This window comes from Agrobacterium sp. ES01 (genome assembly GCF_050320885.1).
Taxonomy (GTDB): Bacteria; Pseudomonadota; Alphaproteobacteria; order Rhizobiales; family Rhizobiaceae; genus Allorhizobium.
The window spans coordinates 555,497-575,489 of sequence record NZ_JBNQTH010000003.1 but is presented as its reverse complement, the minus strand read 5'-3'; the positions used below and the strand labels follow the sequence as shown (position 1 = coordinate 575,489).

Annotated in this window: 22 protein-coding genes; 8 read left to right on the top strand and 14 right to left on the bottom strand. The window is 57.4% G+C overall.

Annotated elements, in window-relative coordinates; all coding sequences use genetic code 11:
* The first annotated feature begins 22 nt into the window (after window positions 1–22).
* Genes ACQQ2Q_RS11995 through ACQQ2Q_RS11985 form a run of 3 tightly spaced genes read left to right on the top strand, consistent with a single transcriptional unit; the run spans window position 23 to window position 1,704 of the window.
* Complete coding sequence (locus tag ACQQ2Q_RS11995; RefSeq protein WP_428187293.1) at window positions 23–523, top strand: YbjN domain-containing protein; 501 nt, start codon at window positions 23–25, stop codon at window positions 521–523.
* A gap of 3 nt (window positions 524–526) precedes the next feature.
* Window positions 527–1,348: a pyrroline-5-carboxylate reductase gene (gene proC, locus ACQQ2Q_RS11990; RefSeq protein ID WP_428187292.1), complete on the top strand. Its 822-nt coding sequence runs from the start codon at window positions 527–529 to the stop codon at window positions 1,346–1,348.
* Window positions 1,345–1,704: a tRNA-binding protein gene (locus ACQQ2Q_RS11985; RefSeq protein WP_428187291.1), complete on the top strand. Its 360-nt coding sequence runs from the start codon at window positions 1,345–1,347 to the stop codon at window positions 1,702–1,704. The genes proC and ACQQ2Q_RS11985 overlap by 4 nt, the downstream gene beginning before the upstream one ends.
* A gap of 3 nt (window positions 1,705–1,707) precedes the next feature.
* On the opposite strand, the gene ACQQ2Q_RS11980 is transcribed toward ACQQ2Q_RS11985, so the two are convergent.
* The 4 genes from ACQQ2Q_RS11980 to ACQQ2Q_RS11965 all read right to left on the bottom strand — a co-directional run bounded on the left by ACQQ2Q_RS11980 (window position 1,708) and on the right by ACQQ2Q_RS11965 (window position 5,042).
* Window positions 1,708–2,286: a DUF1349 domain-containing protein gene (locus ACQQ2Q_RS11980; protein WP_428187290.1), complete on the bottom strand. Its 579-nt coding sequence runs from the start codon at window positions 2,284–2,286 to the stop codon at window positions 1,708–1,710.
* Between the two features lie 23 nt (window positions 2,287–2,309).
* Window positions 2,310–3,689 carry an ATP-binding protein gene (locus ACQQ2Q_RS11975; RefSeq protein ID WP_428187289.1) on the bottom strand — a complete coding sequence of 460 codons (1,380 nt, stop codon included), beginning with the start codon at window positions 3,687–3,689 and terminating at the stop codon, window positions 2,310–2,312.
* A gap of 143 nt (window positions 3,690–3,832) precedes the next feature.
* The gene (locus ACQQ2Q_RS11970) at window positions 3,833–4,531 is read right to left on the bottom strand and encodes a response regulator (protein ID WP_428187288.1); all 699 of its coding nucleotides are present in this window, start codon (window positions 4,529–4,531) and stop codon (window positions 3,833–3,835) included.
* A gap of 1 nt (window position 4,532) precedes the next feature.
* Window positions 4,533–5,042, bottom strand: a complete 510-nt coding sequence (locus ACQQ2Q_RS11965) for a MarR family winged helix-turn-helix transcriptional regulator (protein ID WP_428187287.1) — start codon at window positions 5,040–5,042, stop codon at window positions 4,533–4,535.
* Between the two features lie 231 nt (window positions 5,043–5,273).
* Between ACQQ2Q_RS11965 and ACQQ2Q_RS11960 the strand changes: the two genes are divergently transcribed.
* On the top strand, window positions 5,274–5,447 hold the full coding sequence (locus tag ACQQ2Q_RS11960; RefSeq protein ID WP_428187286.1) for a hypothetical protein: 174 nt from the start codon (window positions 5,274–5,276) through the stop codon (window positions 5,445–5,447).
* 90 nt (window positions 5,448–5,537) lie between these two features.
* Window positions 5,538–6,185, top strand: a complete 648-nt coding sequence (locus ACQQ2Q_RS11955) for an MBL fold metallo-hydrolase (protein WP_428187285.1) — start codon at window positions 5,538–5,540, stop codon at window positions 6,183–6,185.
* Window positions 6,186–6,234: 49 nt separating this feature from the next.
* Here the strand turns inward: ACQQ2Q_RS11955 and ACQQ2Q_RS11950 are convergent, their stop codons facing one another.
* The 5 genes from ACQQ2Q_RS11950 to ACQQ2Q_RS11930 all read right to left on the bottom strand — a co-directional run bounded on the left by ACQQ2Q_RS11950 (window position 6,235) and on the right by ACQQ2Q_RS11930 (window position 11,707).
* Window positions 6,235–6,681: a BA14K family protein gene (locus ACQQ2Q_RS11950; protein ID WP_428187284.1), complete on the bottom strand. Its 447-nt coding sequence runs from the start codon at window positions 6,679–6,681 to the stop codon at window positions 6,235–6,237.
* A 151-nt stretch (window positions 6,682–6,832) separates the two neighbouring features.
* Window positions 6,833–7,048, bottom strand: coding sequence for a cold-shock protein (locus tag ACQQ2Q_RS11945; RefSeq protein WP_428187283.1), 216 nt, complete (start codon window positions 7,046–7,048; stop codon window positions 6,833–6,835).
* Window positions 7,049–7,608: 560 nt separating this feature from the next.
* Window positions 7,609–8,283 (bottom strand): class GN sortase, encoded by a 675-nt coding sequence (locus tag ACQQ2Q_RS11940; RefSeq protein ID WP_428187282.1) that lies wholly within the window; start codon window positions 8,281–8,283, stop codon window positions 7,609–7,611.
* Window positions 8,273–10,639 (bottom strand): marine proteobacterial sortase target protein, encoded by a 2,367-nt coding sequence (locus ACQQ2Q_RS11935; protein ID WP_428187281.1) that lies wholly within the window; start codon window positions 10,637–10,639, stop codon window positions 8,273–8,275. The genes ACQQ2Q_RS11940 and ACQQ2Q_RS11935 overlap by 11 nt, the downstream gene beginning before the upstream one ends.
* 174 nt (window positions 10,640–10,813) lie before the next feature.
* The gene (locus ACQQ2Q_RS11930; protein ID WP_428187280.1) at window positions 10,814–11,707 is read right to left on the bottom strand and encodes an EAL domain-containing protein; all 894 of its coding nucleotides are present in this window, start codon (window positions 11,705–11,707) and stop codon (window positions 10,814–10,816) included.
* 218 nt (window positions 11,708–11,925) lie between these two features.
* Between ACQQ2Q_RS11930 and ACQQ2Q_RS11925 the strand changes: the two genes are divergently transcribed.
* The gene (locus ACQQ2Q_RS11925; protein ID WP_428187279.1) at window positions 11,926–13,128 is read left to right on the top strand and encodes a pyridoxal phosphate-dependent aminotransferase; all 1,203 of its coding nucleotides are present in this window, start codon (window positions 11,926–11,928) and stop codon (window positions 13,126–13,128) included.
* Between the two features lie 120 nt (window positions 13,129–13,248).
* Here the strand turns inward: ACQQ2Q_RS11925 and ACQQ2Q_RS11920 are convergent, their stop codons facing one another.
* Both ACQQ2Q_RS11920 and ACQQ2Q_RS11915 read right to left on the bottom strand, forming a co-directional pair.
* Window positions 13,249–14,496, bottom strand: a complete 1,248-nt coding sequence (locus ACQQ2Q_RS11920) for an OpgC family protein (RefSeq protein WP_428187278.1) — start codon at window positions 14,494–14,496, stop codon at window positions 13,249–13,251.
* Between the two features lie 157 nt (window positions 14,497–14,653).
* Window positions 14,654–15,736 carry a calcium:proton antiporter gene (locus ACQQ2Q_RS11915; protein WP_428187507.1) on the bottom strand — a complete coding sequence of 361 codons (1,083 nt, stop codon included), beginning with the start codon at window positions 15,734–15,736 and terminating at the stop codon, window positions 14,654–14,656.
* Window positions 15,737–15,912: 176 nt separating this feature from the next.
* On the opposite strand from ACQQ2Q_RS11915, the gene ACQQ2Q_RS11910 reads away from it, so the two are divergent.
* Window positions 15,913–16,164, top strand: a complete 252-nt coding sequence (locus ACQQ2Q_RS11910) for a DUF2188 domain-containing protein (RefSeq protein ID WP_428187277.1) — start codon at window positions 15,913–15,915, stop codon at window positions 16,162–16,164.
* Here ACQQ2Q_RS11910 and ACQQ2Q_RS11905 read toward each other — a convergent pair.
* Window positions 16,161–17,066 (bottom strand): LysR family transcriptional regulator, encoded by a 906-nt coding sequence (locus ACQQ2Q_RS11905; protein ID WP_428187276.1) that lies wholly within the window; start codon window positions 17,064–17,066, stop codon window positions 16,161–16,163. The two genes, ACQQ2Q_RS11910 and ACQQ2Q_RS11905, sit on opposite strands and share 4 nt — an antisense overlap.
* 92 nt (window positions 17,067–17,158) lie before the next feature.
* Between ACQQ2Q_RS11905 and ACQQ2Q_RS11900 the strand changes: the two genes are divergently transcribed.
* Window positions 17,159–18,166: an NAD-dependent epimerase/dehydratase family protein gene (locus ACQQ2Q_RS11900; protein WP_428187275.1), complete on the top strand. Its 1,008-nt coding sequence runs from the start codon at window positions 17,159–17,161 to the stop codon at window positions 18,164–18,166.
* Between the two features lie 92 nt (window positions 18,167–18,258).
* Here the strand turns inward: ACQQ2Q_RS11900 and ACQQ2Q_RS11895 are convergent, their stop codons facing one another.
* A complete protein-coding gene (locus ACQQ2Q_RS11895) occupies window positions 18,259–19,374 on the bottom strand; it encodes an alkene reductase (protein WP_428187274.1) in 1,116 nt (371 codons plus the stop codon).
* A 75-nt stretch (window positions 19,375–19,449) separates the two neighbouring features.
* Window positions 19,450–19,737: an ArsR/SmtB family transcription factor gene (locus ACQQ2Q_RS11890; RefSeq protein WP_428187273.1), complete on the bottom strand. Its 288-nt coding sequence runs from the start codon at window positions 19,735–19,737 to the stop codon at window positions 19,450–19,452.
* Between the last annotated feature and the right edge of the window lie 256 nt (window positions 19,738–19,993).

The following is a 19,993-nucleotide window of genomic DNA, read 5'->3' as shown; positions in this document are numbered from 1 at the left end:
GTTCCGGTCAAAAAGGTGCCGCATGAACCTGATCGACATAGATATCGAACGCCAATCCAATCCGGTCGACATGATTGAATTTGTCGCCGCGACAAACGACTGGTCGTTCGAACGTTCCGGCGAAGACGAAATCGCCATGACTGTCGAGGGGCATTGGGCGGACTATCACGTCTCCTTCTCCTGGATGGAAGAGTTCGAGGCGATCCATCTGGCTTCGGCCTTCGATCTTCGCGTTCCCGAAAATCGGGTCAACGAAGTGATCCAGCTTCTGTCTTTGATCAATGGTCAGGTGTTGATGGGGCATTTCGACCTGTGGCGGCAGGAAGATGTCGTCATCTTCCGCCAGTCGCTGCTGCTTGCAGGCGGTGCCGAACCGACCAACCGACAGGTTGAAGTTCTTCTGTCCAGTGCGGTCGAAGCGTGCGAGGCCTATTACCAGGCGTATCAGTTCGTTGTCTGGTCCGGCATGGACGCCAAAAGCGCCATGGATGCGGTGCTATTCGAGACCGTTGGACAGGCCTGAGACATGAGGGGGATCACTATCGGCCAGGTCGTCCTCGTCGGTGCCGGCAATATGGGCGGCGCGATGCTCTCCGGATGGCTGAAAAATGGCGTACCAGGCGCATCCGTCACCGTGATCGATCCTGGCCCTTCTGACGCCATGCAGACCATGATTGCCGAGGCGGGGTCTCTCTCCGTGCCTGTTCCGCCCGCCGGGCTTGTTGCCGATGTTCTCTTTCTTGCCATCAAACCGCAGATGATGGCCGATGTCCTTCCCGTTCTGAAATCGCTTGTCGGACCTTCAACCGTTGTGGTGTCGGTTGCTGCGGGTACGACACTGGCTGCGATGCGCGAGCATCTGGGGGACGCGGGTATGGTGCGGGCCATGCCGAATACTCCTGCAATGGTTGGCCGCGGGATCACCGGCGCCTATGCCAACGACCGGGTGAGTGACGACCAGCGTGATCTGGTCGATCGTCTGCTCAAGGTGTCCGGGCCAGTCGAATGGGTCAATTCCGAAGCTGATATCAATGCCGTCACTGCCGTTTCGGGCAGTGGGCCGGCCTATGTTTTCTATCTCGTCGAGTGCATGGCGGAAGCAGGCCGCAAAGCCGGTCTGCAGGCGGACCTCGCCATGCGCCTCGCACGAGAAACTGTCGCTGGGGCTGGTGAACTTCTTCACCAGTCCCGCGATGACGCTTCGCGTCTGCGTCAAAACGTGACCTCGCCCGGTGGCACAACCGCTGCGGCACTTTCTGTCTTGATGGATCCGCAATCGGGCCTGCAGCCGGTGTTCGATCAGGCGATCGAGGCGGCGAGGCAGCGTGCCGAGGAGCTTGCCAAGTGAGCGGTGGTAACGAGAGTGGCGCCCAGATCACCTTCGATGATTTTGAGAAGGTCGATATCCGTAGCGGCACCATTGTCGAGGCCTTGCCCTTTCCGGAAGCACGAAAGCCGGCTTTCAAGCTGAAGATCGACTTCGGCCCGGAACTTGGCATCAAGAAGTCCTCCGCCCAGATTACGGTGCACTATTCGCTCGACACACTTGTGGGGCGTCAGGTGCTGGCAGTGGTCAATTTTCCGCCGCGCCAGATTGGTCCGTTTCGCTCCGAGGTGCTGACACTCGGCTTTGCCGATGAACACGGTGCAATCGTGTTGGCGGCGACTGACAAGACCGTGCCGAACGGGCAGCGTCTGATCTAGGCGTCAGTGGATATCGCGACTGTCCGGTCCTCTGAGCGAGAAGTGGTGAAAACCGGCTTTGAAGCCTGCGCGTTGCGGTGAACAGGCGAATATGCCGACATCAACTGGATCCATATCTGCCGGGAAAAAGGCGAGACGCGCCATCTTCCACTGACTATCCGGTTCCATTCGATATTGCACAAACAGGCTTTCACCTAGCCGGCTGACCTTGACGCCGAGCGGTCCCTTTTGGTGGCCGATTTCAAAGGCAGACCAGTCCGACTGGCCAGATGTGGTGACGACCGTGCTGAAATGGCAAACACCGTCGGTATATTCGATTCCGCATTTCATCCAGTTCATGGCGTCTTTGCGGATCATGAGACCCGCCTGATCATAAAGCGCTTCATAGCAGCCGGTAAATGCGGTCTCGGCGGTGAACTCGCCTTGCTGGCTGACGTGGAGAAAATGGCCATTGTCGCGCTGGAAGCCATAATAGGTCTTCTGCCAGAAATCGGTTTCGTGTCCCGTCTCCAGCGCTAGCGTGCCCTCTTTCACGTCATGGCGAGGTGGGGAGTTGAGCCACTGCATTTCCTGCCAGTTCATGCGGTTCTCTTTCCATGTATGGTTTAGGCCGGAATTCTAATGATTGCCCTTAGCCCGCCGAGAGGACTGTCGGACAGTGTGACGTTGCCGCCATGGCTTCGGGCAATATCCCGGGCGATGGCGAGGCCGAGGCCGGTTCCGGAGGCATCGAGATTGCGCGCCTCATCCAGACGGAAGAACGGCTTGAAGACTTCTTCGCGGCTTTCCCTGGCTATTCCGGGACCATTGTCATCGAAGGTGATGGTCAGCCATTTGGCGCCATGGCGCGCGTCGACCTGCAACGTGTCGGCGTAGCGCCGCGCGTTGGAGGCCAGATTTCCGACGAGGCGAGCAAAGGCCTGCGGCCTGACCTGCAGCTTGTCGTCCCCCTCCATGGTGTAGGAATAGGTCTTGCCATGCAGATCGAATTCGGGACGCAGACGCTCAAGTGTCTCGGCCAGCGATACTTCTCCAACATCTTCCTCGGCCTCGCCGCGCGCGAAAGACAAGTAGCCTTCCAGCATGGTGCGCATGTCGTCGACATCCTGGTTGAGATTTTCCAGCTCCGGACTGTCACCGGCCAGTGCCAATGTCAGCTTGAAGCGGGTCAGAATGGTGCGTAGGTCGTGGCTCACACCGCTCAGCATCGCGGTCCGCTGTTCCATCTGGCGTTCGATGCGTTCGCGCATGAGGATGAAGGCCAGTCCGGCACGACGGATTTCGACTGCTCCGCGCGGACTGAAATTTTCCGCCTTCTGTCCCTTGCCGAAGTTTTCGGCAGCCCTTGCGAGGGCAAGGATCGGACGGATCTGGCCGCGCAGGAACAGAGTGGAGATGACAATCAGCACCAGCGACGTACTCATCATCCAGACCAGAAATATGTGGCTGTTGGAGGCGTAAGCCTGATTGCGGATAGCGAAGACTCGAAGAACCTTGTCATCGAGAAGGATGCGGATTTCCACCAGGCGGGAATCGCCGACAGTATTGATCCAGTAGGGCCGTTTGATCTGCTGGGTGATCTGTTCGGACAGGATTTCGTCCAGAATGGAAAAGAAGGGTTTGGGCCGCGGCGGCGGCAGCGTGCCCCCGTCTTCAATTGAAATCTGCATGCCGAGATCGTCGCGGGCGATGCGGATGACGTTCTTGTAGCCATCGTCAGCGGGGTAGGTCTCGATGATGTCGATGACGGCGGCGATGTCGCGCGTGACAGCTGCGGACAGCCGCTGCGTGACCATCTGCCAGTGACGTTCCATGAAGACGAAGGTCAGAACTGTCTGGAGGATCAGGATCGGCAGGATGATGATGAGAAGCGAGCGCGCAAACAGGCCGGTCGGCAATTGCCGCCGTATCCATTTGTTGACGCGTTTCAAGCCTCTCGCTGGAGGTCTTTGCTCGTCGCGTCGTGTCGGGTCGTAACTGGCCATCCGTTCCTTCGTTTCCGACTTTGGCGAACCGTCTTTTCGTTGCGCAGACTATCGGGCTTTTCGTTGACTGCCGCCTGGGCTGTCATTGCGGTAGCCCCCAAAAGTGCTCCCTGGTCGTCGCTCGCGCTTGCCGAAGAGTGACATCAATCCATGCTCAGGCGATAGCCGATGCCCCGCACCGTCTGGAGCCAGACCGGATTGGCCGGATCATCCTCGATCTTGCGTCTCAGACGGTTGATCTGCACATCGATGGTGCGCTCGCCAACATCTGCGTCGTTGCCGATCAATTCGTGCCTCGGGATCGTTTCGCCGGCCTTGGTGGCGAATATCCACAATATCTCCTGCTCGCGATCGGTCAGACGAATGACGTCGGATGCCTTCTTCAACTCACGGCGTAGAATGGAGAACGTATAGGGGCCGAACATGACCTGTTCGATTTTGGGCGCGTCGGCATTGATATTGCGCTTGAGGATGTTGTTGATGCGCAAGACCAGTTCGCGGGGATCGAAGGGCTTGGCGAGGTAGTCATCGGCACCGGCTTCGAGGCCGGCGACACGGGATTCGGCTTCGGCGCGGGCTGTCAGCAGAATGACCGGGGTCTCTCCACCCGACAGGCTCTGTGTCAACGAAATGCCGGATTCGCCCGGCATCATCACGTCCAGTATCAGAAGATCGAAGTTCAGCCCTTCGAGCTTGCGCCGTGCTTCGGCTGCATCGGCCGCCGTGGTGACGCGGAAGCCCTTTTCGGTGAGGAAGCGGTGGAGGAGGTCACGGATGCGGGTATCGTCGTCCACCACGAGAAGATGGGCGGCATCATCTGCAATGGCGGTGGATTTGGTCATCTCAGACGTCCTTGCTTATGTCCCGCAGCGCCGTCGACGTGCTCATGCCATCGAGAAAGCGTTTGACGCCCTCGCGCATTTCGGGGGTCAATTCTTGCAATGCACCCTCTATCCGGCGGGATTGCGGCTGTGACAGTGCCAGCGCCAGCTCCCGGCCTGCAAGTGTTGCGTAAAGCCTGCGTTGGCGGCGATCGGCAGGGCCGGCCATCTGTCGGATATAGCCGGAATCGATCAGTTCCTTGAGCACGCGCGCGAGGCTCTGTTTGGTGATTTGCAGGATGCCCAGAAGATCTGCCACCGTCATGCCCGGCCGACGGCTGACGAAATAGACAACACGGTGGTGGGCGCGGCCGTAACCGATCTTTGCCAGGATAGCATCGGGATCCGATACGAAGTCGCGATAGGCAAAGAACAGTTTTTCGATCGTGTCGAAATCAATCGACTTGTCGTCGACGACCGGGAGCTCCGGAATATCCTTCTTCGCCGTTCGTAGCGCTGCCTGCCGTTCCACTGATATTCCTTCTCGATCATCACCGCAGAATTGTCTCGCTTTGGTGTTTGCGAGCACAAATCCGCATCATATGACCTAAGCACACAACGGGCAAAACGCCACCCAAAAAGGCGCTTATCCCGCATTTGAACGTTAACGATCAAGGCGGAAATACGGTTTTTGTTTGCGGGGAGAGGGAACAGGTTGGTGCAAGCCTGCGTTGAGAGGCTAATCAAGTTCGCAGAGGGAAAAATGATGCGATTGGACGCTGTCGAAAATACGTCGGAAAACATGGTCGAGGCGCGATTGAAGCCTCTCTTCATTGCTGTTGTGACAGCCAAGCTGCTGATCGCCGGCTTACTGATTGCCAATCTGAACCTTTTGCCGCATGCCTGGACCGATACCACGGTCATGGCTGCTCAATAGAGCCAAGGCTTTAAACGCTGGCGAAACCGCCTATGTTGGGAATGGGCCACTGAGTGCCCGACACTATACTCCAGCGGAACAGAGGCGTTTATGAGCCAATTGCAGGCGGGTATCATTCCCGTCACTCCCTTCCAGCAGAATTGCACAATTCTCTTTGACAGCGACACCAAGGAAGGCGTCGTTGTCGATCCGGGCGGCGATGTCGATGTGATCACGCAGACTATCGCCGAAAACGGCATCAAGATCGCTGCGATATGGCTGACCCACGGCCATCTCGATCACGCCGGCGGTGCCGCGGATCTCAGAGATGAACTCGGTGTCGATATCATTGGACCGCACAAGGATGATTTGCCCCTCCTGCAAGGGCTGGAAGATCAGGCCAACCGCTTTGGCGTGCCGATGAAATTGCGCAATGTGACGCCGGATCGCTGGCTGGAAGACGGGGAGACCGTGTCTTTCGGAGCCCATGAATTCAAGGTCCGCCATTGCCCGGGACATGCGCCTGGTCATGTCATTTTCTTCAACGAAGCGCAGAATTTTGCCCATCTTGGCGATGTGCTGTTCAGTGGCTCGATCGGCCGAACGGATCTACCGGGCGGCAATCATCAGCAATTGCTGGATTCCATCCGTGACAAGGTGCTTCCGCTTGGCGACGAGGTCGGCTTCATCTGTGGTCATGGCCCCGGTGGGCGGATCGGGGATGAGCGGAGAAACAACCCGTTTCTCGTTGGCCTGTAAGTCTCTCAAAGCGAAAAGGCGCCGGAAATTCCAGCGCCTTTCTTCAGTATCAGCCGGCTGAGCAAAAATGGCTGCGGCCGTCATAGCCAATAAAGGTGCCGCTGCGTGGATTGAAGCTGCGGTAACGATCCGAGCAGTAACGATACCATTCCGGGCTCCACGGCTCGAGATCGCCGCGATAAGATGCGGATGGATATTCGTTGGCATAAACGGGTGCCGGACGATAGGCACGGGGTGGCGGTGGCGGAAAGTCCGGCTCGACATAGATCGGGCCCGGTTCCACATAGCGCGGCTGGCTGGCAATGGCCGCGCCGACGACTGCGCCGGCTGCGAGGCCGAAGAGACCGAGGACAGCTGCATCATTGTTGGAGCGGTGATGGCGGGGACGCTCGTAACGGTCATGGTGACGACCGCCGGCGAGGACCGGGCTTGCTGTCGATACAGCAGCGGTGACGAGGGCTGCCGAAACGAGGGCGAATTTTGCGAATTTGATCATGGCTTAGCCTTCCTCTGACCTTTCACGTTCGACTTCCATTGTGAAAGGCGATGAGAGCAAAATAGAGGCGCCAACCTGAATGCAGTCTGAATAAAAAAACCCGGCAATGATGCCGGGCCGAAACGCGAGTATTCAATGTAAGGGAGAAGGTTCAGTCTGCAACCTGCAGATTGACAGCCTTCGGGCCCTTGCCGCGCCGGTCCGGTTCCGTGTCGAAGCTTACTTTCTGATTTTCAGAAAGACCGGTCAGTCCGGAAGCCTGTACAGCGGAAATATGTACAAAGATGTCAGCGCCGCCATTGTCCGGCTTAATGAAGCCGAAGCCTTTGTCGGTATTAAAGAATTTTACAGTGCCAGTTTCGGCCATGCGTCAGGTCCTTTTATCTCCGTCCGATATATGGACAGCATTACTTCGTTCACCCTATTCGGGTTGTGACAGGCATATTCGGATTTTGAGGAAAGGATCCTTGTTACCGCAGTGGCCATTACTTGAAGGACTATTCGTCCTTTCTTCAGCCGGCTGCCCGGAACATTTTTCGCGTATCCGGAGCGCATTAATTATAGGTCTTCCCATGCTCGTTATCTGCCCGAACATGGAAAGATTGATAGGTTTATTCCAACTTGGCAAGCAAAAGTTTTATTGCCAAAAGACCCCTTATTATATTCGATAATGTTGAAATAAAAGAATTTATCCGATTTGCCTGTATCTGAGGCATATCATTGCCCAAAACCATATCGTTGGCGATCTAGTTTGCACCATAAACGGGCATCGGGCAGTCCGAGAGACAGAATCGCTTTTTCGTGGGAGGCTCATTTTTTTGCGCTTTTCGCGCATTTTCAATGCCGTTTTGTCCGTTTCGGTGCGCCTATATCCGCTGCTTGTGCAATCATTGGCTGCTGCGACGTATGCTGCTTGTGCGGAAAATCTCACCGGTACCGTGTCGCATTCGCTGATAATTCGCTCGTTTTCCGTGTCGTGGTTTCGATCAGGCTGGCTTCGACGATGTAGCGCAAGGGGCCGCGCTCGGTGGCACCAAAGGGCCAGCACGTGGTGAGGGCCAGGTTGTGCCCGAAGGCTTGGGGATCTATGCCGCTTTCATCCCAGCGGGCGATCCGGCTTCCTGAGGTGCGGAAGGTCAGGATCGTTCCATCGCCGCGTTCGACTTCAAGCAAGTCTCCAGGCTCGACGTCTTTCAGCCAGCTGAAATGCGTATCGCGGTGGGCGGCAATCACGGCGGTTCCTTCGTCCCCGGGCTCTGGTGTTCCGTTGAGGTGCGCGGGACCAAAGGCGAGCGCTTCGCCAGTTGCGCCGGAAAGGACAATGGCTGACTTTCCCAGTCTGGGGGCGACGATCCGCGCATCTGTGGAAAAATCCGCCCAACTCCAGGGCTTGGCACCGGCATCGCCGGCCAGTTCTGCGTTGAAGCTGCGGTTCAACAAAACCTGCGACAGCGATGCCTTGGCCTTCATGTAGAGGCCGTCGGCGATGAGCAGAAGACCACCCAGAGCGACAGCCGCAATCAGCGCCGCAACCAGCCGCTCTGTAGGGCTCAGCCTTTGCCAGAGGTGGGGTGGATTGCTTTTGGTTCTTTCAGACGCCACGGCGACGCGCCTCCGCCCGGACGAAGTCCTTCCAGCTGCGGCGCCACAAAGCCATGCCGGCTGCTGCCATCAAGGCAAAGACCATCATCAAGATGCCGAGCATGATGCGCTGGTCTGCCATAGTCGCCGTCTGAGGCAAGGCAATGCCTGCTGCGCCCCTGGCAATCAGGCTCGCGGCTGCGGGGGTGGGGGCAGCTGCCATGTTGTTGGCTGCGGCCTGTGCCATCATCCGGTATTGCGCCGATGGCGGCGCAAGCATGGCCTTGTCATCGCCGGGGGCGGGGAGGACTGCCGGAATGCTTTCGCCGAACACCTTGTCGAAGTCCCAACCTGCAGGAAGGTTCAGAGGAACCTCTGTCGAGGCCAATGGCTGATCCGTGGGCCGCGATGGAGTGACGTCGACTGCAACGAGGCTTGTCATGCGCGAGACCAGATGATGGGCCATGGCGACGGTCTCGATGGCCTTGTCGGTCGCTTGAGGATCTTCGGCCTCATAGGCGCGGGCCTCGATATCGTCGATCTTGCGGCGTGCCCAGAGTTTGGAAATGCCTTGGCCATCGGCGGCATTGGCGATGTCCATTTCCACGCGCCAAGGCTGGGCGCCTGTCTTGCCGACGATCAGGAGCTTTCCGGTCGCCGTGCCATCGATCTCAGCCGTCAGTGTGACAGGTTCACCGGCATAGAGATCGGGAATCGGGTCTGGGGTGATGTCCTGCGCCGTGGCATTTTCGAAGTCGGCGCGAATATCGGTCATGACCGGGTTTTCGAGCTTCTTGAACAATTCGCCCATGCGCTCGGCGACCTGCTGTTCGGAACCGACATGGGTGAAGGTGCCGCGGCCGATTTCTGCGGCTTTGGTCATGAAATAGCTGTTGGGTGCGGAGCCGATGCCGACTGTAAAGACCCGGGCATCACCCCTGTTGCCGGAAATTTCGCTGAAGAGCTGCGCTTCGTTGCCGATGGCACCGTCTGTCAGGAACACGACCTGACGCAATGCATCCGGGTCCTTTGCGCCCTGATTGCGCAATGCATCTTGCAGCGCGGGCAGCATTTCCGTACCGCCTTGGGCTTCAAGGCCGTTCACATAGGCGATGGCTTTTTCACGATTGTCGCCGGTTGCGGGCACCAGACCGCCGAAGAAGTCGGTCATGGTGTCGTCGAAGCGGATGACATTGAAGCGGTCTTCGTTGCCGAGCCGCGAAATGGCAAGTGCCAGTGACTGGCGGGCCTGCTCGATCGACGGACCGGACATGGAGCCTGAATTGTCGATAACGAAGACGACTTCGCGAGCGGGCTTCGGGGCTGACGCATCCTGCGTTGCCGGTGGGGTGACGAAGGCCAGAAGATAGGTCTTGCCGTCCTTCATTTCCTTGAAGAGGCCCGCGCCGGGTGTGCTTCCGGGAGCGGCTTTCCATGTCAGTTCGAAGTCGCGGTCAGCAGGCACCTTGTCATTCTTCAGCGTAATCTTGCGTTTGGCGGCTCCATCCTCAGTGACGGTGATCTCATGAAAGGGGGATTTCACGTCGCCAAGCGGAAATCCTGCCTTCAGGTCGACGGTGAGGGAAACAGGATTGATCTTGGCATTCTCGCTTGGATCCAGGACGGGTGCTTCGATTTTCTTGCGGTTCGGGACCGGATCCTGAGGGACTGCAAATCCGCTGCCATTGTTGAACTCGACCTGCTGGACGATCGGCTGTGGATTGTAGCGGGGTGCTACGACCATGGGGAAACGCAGTGAGAACTGGCCGCCCGACTGGTGGACCGTCTGCTGGTATTCGATTTGAACGACCACGGTCTCGCCCGGGCCGATATTGGCGACCTGGTTGGTGAAGATGTTGGGGCGCTGCTGTTCGAGGAGCGCTGCCTTCTTGCCTTCCTGCTTTGCCTTTTCGTAGATCTGTCGTGCCTCTTCACGCGGCTTGATCTTGCCTTCGATGAAGCGGTCGCCGATCTGCATCTTCAACTGGTCTACGGCCGAATCGTCGGGAAGGGGAAAGACATAGGTTCCCTCGACCCACCCCTTGCTCGGATTTTCGAAACGCTGGGTAACCTTGACCCTGGCAACGGGGCCGGTGACATCGATTGATACATCGGTTTTCAGGCGCGGTGCTTCGACGAAGAATCCGGGTTCTCTGGAAGGGAACAGCAGCGCGCCCGAGCTCATGTCATTGGGTCGCACAAGTGCAGCAATTTCCGTCGGGGCCTGTTGCGCGGGCTGTGTCTCGGCGTGGGCGGCAGCGGAGAGACCTGCGAACATCAGCGTGATTGCGGCAACCGCCAAGGTCGCACGACGCATCCAGTGAAACATCTGACGCCTCGCGCTACGCGCTTTGTCTTCCTCGTCGTCGATAAACATATCTTACCCCTCCAGTCCGCGAACATGTCGCGAAATTCAACCCTCTCAAAGAGACTGCAGAGGGACAGAACGGAGGCAGGATAGGATTTTTATTGTGGCTTAAAGTTGACGCGCGTCACAGGCGCGACACCGCAGCGCTTGCAAGCGCTGGCCGCGCGGCAACCGTTGAAACGGTCACGCCTGACGTTTACCGAAAACCGGATGCGGGCGATGCTGATCTGGCGCGGAGATACCGGTGTTTGTGTCGCCAATGGCTCTTGGAAACGGTTGCGGGTGTTCCGGGAACTGGGCGTTGAAATTTGTGGGGACAAGTTGGGGGCGGGCAAGGGCATAGCCCTGCATCAAGGGCACACCGATTTCCTCGCAGAGTTCAACCTGCCACATTTCCTCAAGTCTCTCGAACAGAGGCTCGATCCCCTGTTTGACGAACTGGCGGACTGCGACCCTCAAAAGTGCCAGGCCCGCCGGATTGTGCATGTAGTTGCGGACCCAGTAGCCGTCGAATTTCACGCAAGTCGGATTGAGCGCTACGGCCCGTTCAATGTCTTCGTCACCGGAGCCGTAATCGGAGAGCGATATGGAAAAACCTGCATTGCGCAAGGCGTCGATCGTTGCCTTGCGCATGTCTGCGGATCTGCCGAGCGTGAAGGAAATGTCACATATGATGCTTTCCGTTGGAAGGCCAGCTTCGTGGGCTGCCAGGCGCAGATGTTCTGTCTCGATGCGTAAACTGTCTGCATCGGGATAATGGTCCGGCGTAAAGCTGACAAAGACACGGTTGGGTGAACGTGCCAGCAGGCCAGTATTCAGGATATGGATGGCGCGCAGCAAGCTGTCGACCCTGGGATGGTCTTGCTCTTCGACGAGCGGAAGAAATTGCGAGGGTGAATGCGGTTCACCATTCTTTTCGGCGCGGACCAGCCCTTGAAAACCGTCGATGGCCAGCATTCCTGCCGATGTTCTACGGAAGATCGGCTGCAGGGCGCTGCGCAAGATGAAAGGGCCATAAGCTGTCGACCACGCACCATCAGGATCGCGCACGAGATTTGCGTAAAGACTTTCCGTCATTTTTCGCACTCCGCTCTATGCCGCAGTGAATTTCGCCATGCTTACGGTAATCTCAAGGTTTTACCCGAATATTAACGGAACCTTAAAAAATCTATCGGCCGGGATATGTCTCGATGACGCATTTATGCTTGAAAGAGCGGGGCGAATTGGCCATAGAGCTTGAACCTGTAGCCTCTTATGGTTCCACACCGTTCAACAAGCTTCAGGACTGATTGATCATGGCTTTTCTTGCCGACGCACTTTCCCGTATCAAGCCTTCCGCGACCATCGCTGTGACGCAGATGGCCCGCGACCTCAAAGCTAAGGGAAAAGACGTCATTTCGCTCTCCGTTGGCGAGCCTGACTTCGACACGCCTCAAAACATCAAGGACGCAGCCATTGCGGCCATCGAGCGCGGCGAGACAAAATATACGCCGGTTGCCGGCATTGCGCCTTTGCGCGAGGCGATCGCGGCCAAGTTCAAGCGTGAAAACGGACTGGACTACAAGCCGAGCCAGGTGATCGTCGGAACTGGCGGAAAGCAGATTCTTTTCAACGCCTTCATGGCGACAATCAATCCTGGCGATGAAGTTGTCATTCCGGCTCCGTTCTGGGTGTCCTATCCGGAAATGATCGCGCTTTGCGGTGGCACACCTGTTTATATCGAGACCAAGCTTGAGAATAATTTCAAGCTGACGGCAGAAGAGCTGGACAAGGCGATTACGCCAAAGACCAAGTGGTTCATGTTCAACTCGCCATCGAACCCGTCTGGCGCGGCTTATTCCAAGGAAGAGTTGAAAGCCCTGACCGACGTGCTGATGAAGCATCCTCACGTTTGGGTTCTGACCGATGACATGTATGAGCATCTGGTGTTTGGTGATTTCGTCTACTACACGCCGGCTCAGGTCGAGCCCGGTCTCTACGACCGCACGCTGACCATGAACGGTGTATCCAAGGCCTATGCCATGACCGGCTGGCGCATCGGCTATGCAGCGGGACCTGAACAGCTGATCAAGGCCATGGACATGATCCAGGGGCAGCAGACATCAGGTGCGTGCTCGATTGCCCAGTGGGCGGCTGTCGAAGCGCTCAACGGACCGCAGGATTTCATCAAGGAATCGCGCAAGGCCTTTGAAGAGCGTCGCGACTTGGTGGTGTCGATGCTGAACCAGGCATCCGGCATTGTGTGCCCCAAGCCTGAAGGCGCTTTCTATGTCTATCCGTCTTGCGCAGCCCTGATCGGCAAGACCGCACCATCGGGCAAGACAATTGAAACGGACGAAGACTTCGTCATGGAACTGCTGGCTGCCGAAGGTGTCGCGACCGTCCACGGTTCCTCCTTCGGCCTTGGCCCGAACTTCCGTGTTTCTTACGCGACATCCACGGAAAACCTGGAAGAGGCCTGCAATCGCATCCAGCGTTTCTGCGCGTCGCTGAAGTAAGATCTGGGCGTTATCGCCATTAAACTGAATAGGGCGGGATGACTTGGATGTCATCCCGCCCTTTTCGATTGTGGAAGATGGTCAGGCCAATCGGCCCTTGGCCTCCCGCCGGTAATGCTATCAGCCGGTCATTCTTTGCACCGGTCCCTGCATCGGGCGTCTGGGCGGCCCGAAGGGAACCATGTTGGCCTTGTCTTCCTTGTTGCCGAAGAACTTTTCGCGCTCGCGCCAGATGGCGGGAAGGCTGAGAAGGGCCAGGCAGAACAGCGTGATCGCGGTCTTGGTCAGTTCCGACATTTCGCCGACACGGCCATCCAGGTAGCGCACGCCATAGACCAGCAGCACGTGCCAGACATAGATCTGCAGGGAGTGGCGACCAAGCAGGCGAAGATAGCTGAAGGAGAAGACCGTCGTCATTCCGGCGGCAATCTTCTGAATGACCGGGCTCTGATGGCGTGGTCCGGCGATCAGCAGCCAGGCGAAACCGTATGCGACTGCGGCAAAGTTCAACAGATAGACCGGGCCGAAGTCAGCGCGCACTTCCATCAGGCCGAATTTTTCCAGCACAAAACCGGGCATCAGGCCATGGGCGGTCATGATGCGAAGCGGCATGAAAAATAGCACGACGGCAAGCGACATCTTCGCAAGGAAGGTGTTGTCGGGCGAAAACACCTTGCTCCATTCGACGGTCTTCATGGAGGCGAGCGTTCCAGCCACGATGCCGGAGAAGAACACGACCTGCCAGCCGAACAGGTTGAAGCTGGCGCGGATGCCTTCTTCTTCCGGTGTGGCGGCCAGCCAGTCGTTGATCGGATATGTGAGCACCCTGTGCAGGCCGAGCTGGGCGGTGACCCATAATAGCAGCGAGCCGATAGCGACCGACTTCCATTTGCCTTCGAGGCAAAGCGCAATCACGAAGGGCGCAAACGCCATGTAGATGATGTATTGTGGCAGGATGTCCATGAACGTGGGCTGGAACAGGAAGGTGGCGATGGTTGCCAGACGCAATGGGTCGTTCAACTGGCTGCCGCCCGTCCAGTTATGCCAGTATTCAGCAGCGCCCGGCAGCACCAGTTGAACCGCGAGTACAAACAGAATGATGCCCATCGCATAGCGATAGAGTTCCAGCACGCGCGACCAGAGCCGATCGCGACCTTCCGCATATCCGCTCTTCATCATCTTGCGCGAATAGACCATGCCGGTCAGCAGACCAGACAGGAAAACGAACCCTTGTGCGTCTTCGACAAATGCCAAATTTCGGTGGTTGATCTGGACAAGCCAGAGGCCACCGGTAAAGACCAGATGATTGATCAACATGAAGACGAGGAAATATCCTCGCATACCGTCGATGACGTCCAACCTTTTCAAGATATCCGCTCCCGATTTGGATCGGGCAACCTGCCTTTGCAGATGTGCCACTCAATTTCATGAGAACAGCGAACCCATATACCGTTACAGATCCGCCGATGAAAAAACGGCTGGGAGCGGGAAAGGTTCCGGATGGATTCGCCATCCGATCCAGGATCTATAAACCCAAAAACGACAGCATTATGAACGTTGCAAACAGCACGAAGTGGGTCATGCCCTCAATCGCATTGGTTTCCCCGTCATTGAGGTTGATTGCGGCAACCACAAGTGTAATCGCCACCATGACAGTCTGAGCAGGGGTCATCGCCATGATGAAAGGCTGGCCCGTATAAAGTGCTATCGCTTCCATGACAGGCACTGTCAGGATGACAGTGGAAAGCGAAGCACCCATGGCAATATTGACGGTTGCCTGCATGCGGTCGCGCAGGGCAGCGCGCAGAGCGGCCAGGATTTCCGGGCCTGCTGAGATGGCGGCCACCATGATGGCAGCCAAGGCCGGAGGCGCGCCCGTGCCCTCAAGGCCGGTGTTGAGGAAGACCGACATCATCTCGGCCAGTGCACCGATCACAAGGACGCCGACGATGATGACGACAATCGCTACGGTTGCCGATTCATCACTTTCTGTACCGTGTTCTGCCTCTTTTTCTTCCCGCGAGCGGGTAGGGTACCGGTAGCTGAAAAAATAACTGTGGGTTCCGACCTGCATGCGCAGGAACAGTCCGTAAAGGGCAATCATCGCGATGATGGTGAAGACGGAATAGTATTGCCATTTCGCATCGGGCACGAATTCCGGCACGATCATGGAAATCCCCATCGCGGTCAAAATCATCACGCCATAGGTCTTGCCGGAATCGTCATTATACGGTTGTTCTCCGTGTTTGAGACCGCCCAGAAGTGCCGCGAGGCCCAGGATGCCGTTGATATCGAGCATGACGGCTGAATAGATCGTATCGCGCACCAGTGTCGGCGAGCCGTCATTGCGCATCATGATTGCCAGAATGAGGACTTCCACGGCGACGGCCGAAGTGGTCAGGATCATGGTGCCATAGGGATCGCCAACCTTGGCCGCCAGGACTTCGGCATGATGTGCAACGCGCATCGAGGCCAGCATGATGGCGCCGATCAGAAAGGCGGCCCCCAGAAGTGAGGCTATCTGGCCAGCTTCGAGAACGTGATGTTCGAAGAAAAATCCGATGATGGCGGCGAGAATAGCCAATCCGATGAGACGTTCCTGCTTCAGGATCTGCACGGTTCTTCTGTTCCTTTTGCTGGGCGTGGACTCACGGCGTGTCTGGCGGGCATTCTATGTAAAGCCTTTAGCCCTTCAAGCTGTTCCGTCCTAATTGCAGTCGAAGGCGATTGATGAGATAGTTTTAGAGTGTTCAAAACAACAGGTTCGGCCACGGGAGGCGCATCATGACCAAGGTCACTTACCAGATCGTGCAACACGATGGAGGCTGGGCCTACCGGCTGGACGGCGTCTATTCGGAGACATTTCCAAGTCATGACGATGCCTTGGCTGCCGCACGGATTGTCAGTCTGGAACAGCAGGTTGGCGACGAGGCTGTCGAGATCAGCTATCAGGATGCCAATGGCCGGTGGCACCAGGAACATTCCGATGGCGGTGACCGTCCCGAAGTCGAGATTGTGGATAGCCCGGACAGCTAGCGGTCCAAGGCGATGGCCCTGTAAGCGATCAGTCCTTCCACCAGTGCGTCGAAAGTGACACGGCAGCGCGGACTTGTCTTCAGGTTCTCGTGCATCACCACGTAGGTCTCCAGAGCCAGAGGAAACTGGTCCGGCAATACCTCTAAAAGATCAGGTGCGCGCAGGCCGATCGGAACCTGACAAATGCCTATGCCGCCTGCGGCCCGGATCATCGCCAGTTGGGCAAGATTGCTGTCCGATCGGAATGCGAAGTCGATGTTGTCGAGTGCGGGGACGTCTTTCAATGCAGTTCGAACGTAAGTTAGAAAACGATCAAATCCGATCAGGCGATGGTCTTGCAGTTCGGCCAGATTTCGCGGGGCAGGGCAGGCGTCGAGATAACGGCGATGGGCAAAAAAGCCCAAGGGGATTGCGCCGATCTTCTTACTGACAAGTGCTGCCTGAACTGGCTTCACCAGGCGCACGGCGATATCGGCTTCCTGTCGGCCAAGATCTTCCAGCGCGTCCGAGGACGACAGTTCCACGACCAGCTTTGGATAGCGTGTCTGCAAGTTGGCGAGGATCGAGGGCAAGACCTCGACCGCCATGACTTCACTGCAACTGATACGGACACGACCTTCCGGTGAACTGTTGCTGGAACTTGCCGTGCGCAACAGGGCGGCGGCGGCCGATCGCATGCTTTCGGCATAAGGTAACATGGACCGCGCGGTTTCCGTTGCCAGAAGCCCTTGCGACGAACGGATGAACAGGGGCGTTCCTGCAGACCGTTCGAGTTGGTCGATATGACGCCCGACGGTCGGTTGGGTAAGACCAAGAGAGCGCGCGGCAGCCGATAGGGAGCCTTCCTTATGGACGGCCAGAAAGCTTCTGTAGAGGTCCCAGTTGCCGGTCGTATCGCTCATGTATTTTTGTATATCAGATATAATTATTTCCGCAATTTTGGTTAGCGCTCGGATCGAGGACAATCACGCCATATCCACAAGGGGAGGGCGTCATGTCCCACACAGTTGAAAATTCCTCCATACAGACGATCCGGAATGAACCGCAGGGCACGGTGCTTGTGCTCGGGGCGACGGGCGGTATCGGCGGCGCGGTTGCTGAGGCCTTCGCGTCCAGAGGCTATCAGGTGCGGGCGATGCACCGGAACGGATCCGTCATGGCTGACCGAAAGCCCGAATATGAATGGGTGAAGGGCGATGCCATGAACCGCGACGATGTGATTGCCGCCGCCAATGGCGCGCAAATCATCGTTCATGCCGTCAATCCGCCCGGATACCGCAATTGGGGGGCACTAGTGTTGCCGATGATCGACAATACAATCGCGGCTGCCAAGGCTGTCGGGGCCCGGATTGTTCTTCCGGGAACGGTCTATAACTTCGGTCCGGATGCGTGGCCGTTGATCAGAGAAGACAGCCCGCAGCATCCGACGACCGTAAAGGGCGGCATTCGGGTCGAGATGGAGGCGCGGCTGGAAGCTGCTTCAAAGCAGGGTGTCAAAGTCCTGATCGTACGGGCCGGTGATTTCTTTGGGCCTTCTGCCGGAAACAACTGGTTTGCCCAGATGGTCAAATCGGGAGAGCCGGTCGACTCCATCACCGTGCCGGGCACAACGGGAATTGGTCACCAATGGGCCTATCTTCCGGATCTTGCCGAAACCATGGTGCGCTTATTGGAAGCCAACAGCGTTTTACCCGATTTCGCGCGGTATCATTTCGAGGGATTTTGGGACCACGACGGACTGCAACTGGCCGAAGCGATCCGGCGGGTCACAGGAAAGCCCGCCTTGAAAGTGAAGCGCTTTCCATGGTGGCTGGTGCGCCTGGCGCGACCGTTCGTCGGGATTTTCCGCGAACTATGGGAAATGCGCTATCTGTGGCAGCGAAAATTGCGCATGCCCAACGACAAACTCATTGCCGTTCTGGGCGAGGAACCGCGAACGCCGCTGGACGATGCCGTGCGTCGAACGCTTGCTGATTTCAACTGTCTGGAAACGAGGCCGTAACCTGCTTCGCTGGCGAATTCTGCTCTTGCATCGGCGGAACAAAGGACGTGCGGCTCCCGGTGAAACTGACGCCGGGAGCCACTCGGTCGTGATTATTGAGATAGCGAAGGATAGTCGGTGTAACCCGGTGCACCACCGCCGTAGAAGGTTTCCTTCACAGGCTCGTTCAAAGGCGCATTCTTCTTGAAGCGTTCAACGAGATCCGGGTTGGCGATGAAGAGTTTGCCAAAGGCAACGATATCAGCCTTGCCAGATGACACAGCCTCTTCCGCCATATCCTTGTCGTAGCCGTTATTGACCATCCAGGCACCGGTGCCACCGGCCTTGCGGTAGGTTTCGCGCAGTTCGTCCCAATTGAACGGTGTATCGCCCTGCTGGTAGTCACGGGGACCGCCAGTCGCCCCTTCAATCACGTGAATGAAAGCGAGGTTGCGCTTGGCCAGTTCGGAAACGAGGTGGTTGAACAGCGGCTGCGGGTCGGGGTCGGCAGCGCCATTGGCGGGGGTTACCGGAGAAATGCGGATACCGGTGCGGCCCGCGCCAATTTCGCCAGCGACCGCATCGACGACTTCGAGCGCGAAGCGGACGCGATTTTCGATCGAGCCGCCATATTGGTCGGTGCGGTGATTGCTGCCGGAGCGCAGGAACTCGTCGATCAGATAGCCGTTGGCCCCATGGATCTCGATGCCGTCGAAGCCGGCTTCCTTGGTGGCGCGTGTGGCCTTGCGATAGTCCTCGATGATGTCGGCAATGTCCGACAGCTCCAGTGCACGGGGATCGGATGTCGCTTCAAATGAGCCTGTGCCGTCCGGATTGACGATAAAGGTCTTCGAATTCGCATTCAGCGCCGACGGGGCGACCGGTGCTGCATTGTTCGGCTGAAGTGCCGTGTGCGAGACGCGTCCGACATGCCACATCTGCGTGACGATCTTTCCGCCTGCCGTGTGGACCGCGTCCGTGACGCGTTTCCAGCCTTCAATGGCTTCCGGTGTGTAAAGGCCGGGAACATCCGAGTAGCCCTGACCCTGCTGGGAAATCGGCGTGCCTTCCGTGATGATGAGGCCTGCTGATGCGCGCTGCTCATAATAGGCCATGTTGAGGTCGTTGGGGACGGCACCCGGAGAACGATTGCGGGTGAGGGGGGCCATTGCCACGCGGTTCTTCAGTGAAATGTCGCCAAGGGTGATCGGGTCGTAGAGGCTGGGCATAGTAAATCCTTTGCTCGTCCGGCGCAGACTGTCGGGCTTTGGGGTAACGCTTGCCCGCGGAGGGGGCAGCGGGGGTCAGAGACTGTTCTGCATGTCCTGCAGGAAACTGCAGATAGTGTCTTCGTTGCGCTTGTAGAAGACCCACTGACCGAATTTTGTCGATGTCAGAAGATTGGCGCGCAACAGGATTGTGAGGTGGGCAGACACGGTTGATTGCGACAAACCGCAACGTTCGAACTGTCTGGCGCAGACGCCGTCGCTAAATGGTCGCGCCTGTTCACCAAAGAATTGCTCCGGTGTTTTCAGCCACTGCAAGATGTCCATGCGGACCGGATGCGCCAGTGCTTTCAGAATATCGTGCATGCGCCTCTTACCCGTTGCGACAGGCACGCTAGTCAACACTATCCACCAAGGGATAGGTCAATACACTATGATGTGAGCGTCGCGATTGGAAAGCACCTGTCGGCGACCGAGCATCTGCCGGGCACAAGGCAAAAAAAGAGGGCCACCGGATAAATCCAGGGCCCTTATAAGTTTGAAGGTTAAAAACCTCCAGAGGGGAACAGCTGCTGCGGTGGAACTGGGAGGTAAGCCACCATGTGCATCAGCTGAGTGCGAT

What these genes read in the sequence shown, in the direction of transcription:
- ACQQ2Q_RS11910 (WP_428187277.1), top strand. Translation starts at nt 15,913, where the DNA reads ATGACCAAGGTCACTTACCAGATCGTGCAACACGATGGAGGCTGGGCC.
- ACQQ2Q_RS11945 (WP_428187283.1), bottom strand. Translation starts at nt 7,048, where the DNA reads ATGGCCGAAACTGGCACTGTAAAATTCTTTAATACCGACAAAGGCTTC.
- ACQQ2Q_RS11980 (WP_428187290.1), bottom strand. Translation starts at nt 2,286, where the DNA reads ATGAACTGGCAGGAAATGCAGTGGCTCAACTCCCCACCTCGCCATGAC.
- ACQQ2Q_RS11900 (WP_428187275.1), top strand. Translation starts at nt 17,159, where the DNA reads ATGTCCCACACAGTTGAAAATTCCTCCATACAGACGATCCGGAATGAA.
- ACQQ2Q_RS11905 (WP_428187276.1), bottom strand. Translation starts at nt 17,066, where the DNA reads ATGAGCGATACGACCGGCAACTGGGACCTCTACAGAAGCTTTCTGGCC.
- ACQQ2Q_RS11890 (WP_428187273.1), bottom strand. Translation starts at nt 19,737, where the DNA reads ATGCACGATATTCTGAAAGCACTGGCGCATCCGGTCCGCATGGACATC.
- ACQQ2Q_RS11970 (WP_428187288.1), bottom strand. Translation starts at nt 4,531, where the DNA reads ATGACCAAATCCACCGCCATTGCAGATGATGCCGCCCATCTTCTCGTG.
- ACQQ2Q_RS11925 (WP_428187279.1), top strand. Translation starts at nt 11,926, where the DNA reads ATGGCTTTTCTTGCCGACGCACTTTCCCGTATCAAGCCTTCCGCGACC.
- ACQQ2Q_RS11930 (WP_428187280.1), bottom strand. Translation starts at nt 11,707, where the DNA reads ATGACGGAAAGTCTTTACGCAAATCTCGTGCGCGATCCTGATGGTGCG.
- ACQQ2Q_RS11955 (WP_428187285.1), top strand. Translation starts at nt 5,538, where the DNA reads ATGAGCCAATTGCAGGCGGGTATCATTCCCGTCACTCCCTTCCAGCAG.
- ACQQ2Q_RS11995 (WP_428187293.1), top strand. Translation starts at nt 23, where the DNA reads ATGAACCTGATCGACATAGATATCGAACGCCAATCCAATCCGGTCGAC.
- ACQQ2Q_RS11895 (WP_428187274.1), bottom strand. Translation starts at nt 19,374, where the DNA reads ATGCCCAGCCTCTACGACCCGATCACCCTTGGCGACATTTCACTGAAG.
- ACQQ2Q_RS11950 (WP_428187284.1), bottom strand. Translation starts at nt 6,681, where the DNA reads ATGATCAAATTCGCAAAATTCGCCCTCGTTTCGGCAGCCCTCGTCACC.
- ACQQ2Q_RS11960 (WP_428187286.1), top strand. Translation starts at nt 5,274, where the DNA reads ATGATGCGATTGGACGCTGTCGAAAATACGTCGGAAAACATGGTCGAG.
- ACQQ2Q_RS11975 (WP_428187289.1), bottom strand. Translation starts at nt 3,689, where the DNA reads ATGGCCAGTTACGACCCGACACGACGCGACGAGCAAAGACCTCCAGCG.
- proC (WP_428187292.1), top strand. Translation starts at nt 527, where the DNA reads ATGAGGGGGATCACTATCGGCCAGGTCGTCCTCGTCGGTGCCGGCAAT.
- ACQQ2Q_RS11935 (WP_428187281.1), bottom strand. Translation starts at nt 10,639, where the DNA reads ATGTTTATCGACGACGAGGAAGACAAAGCGCGTAGCGCGAGGCGTCAG.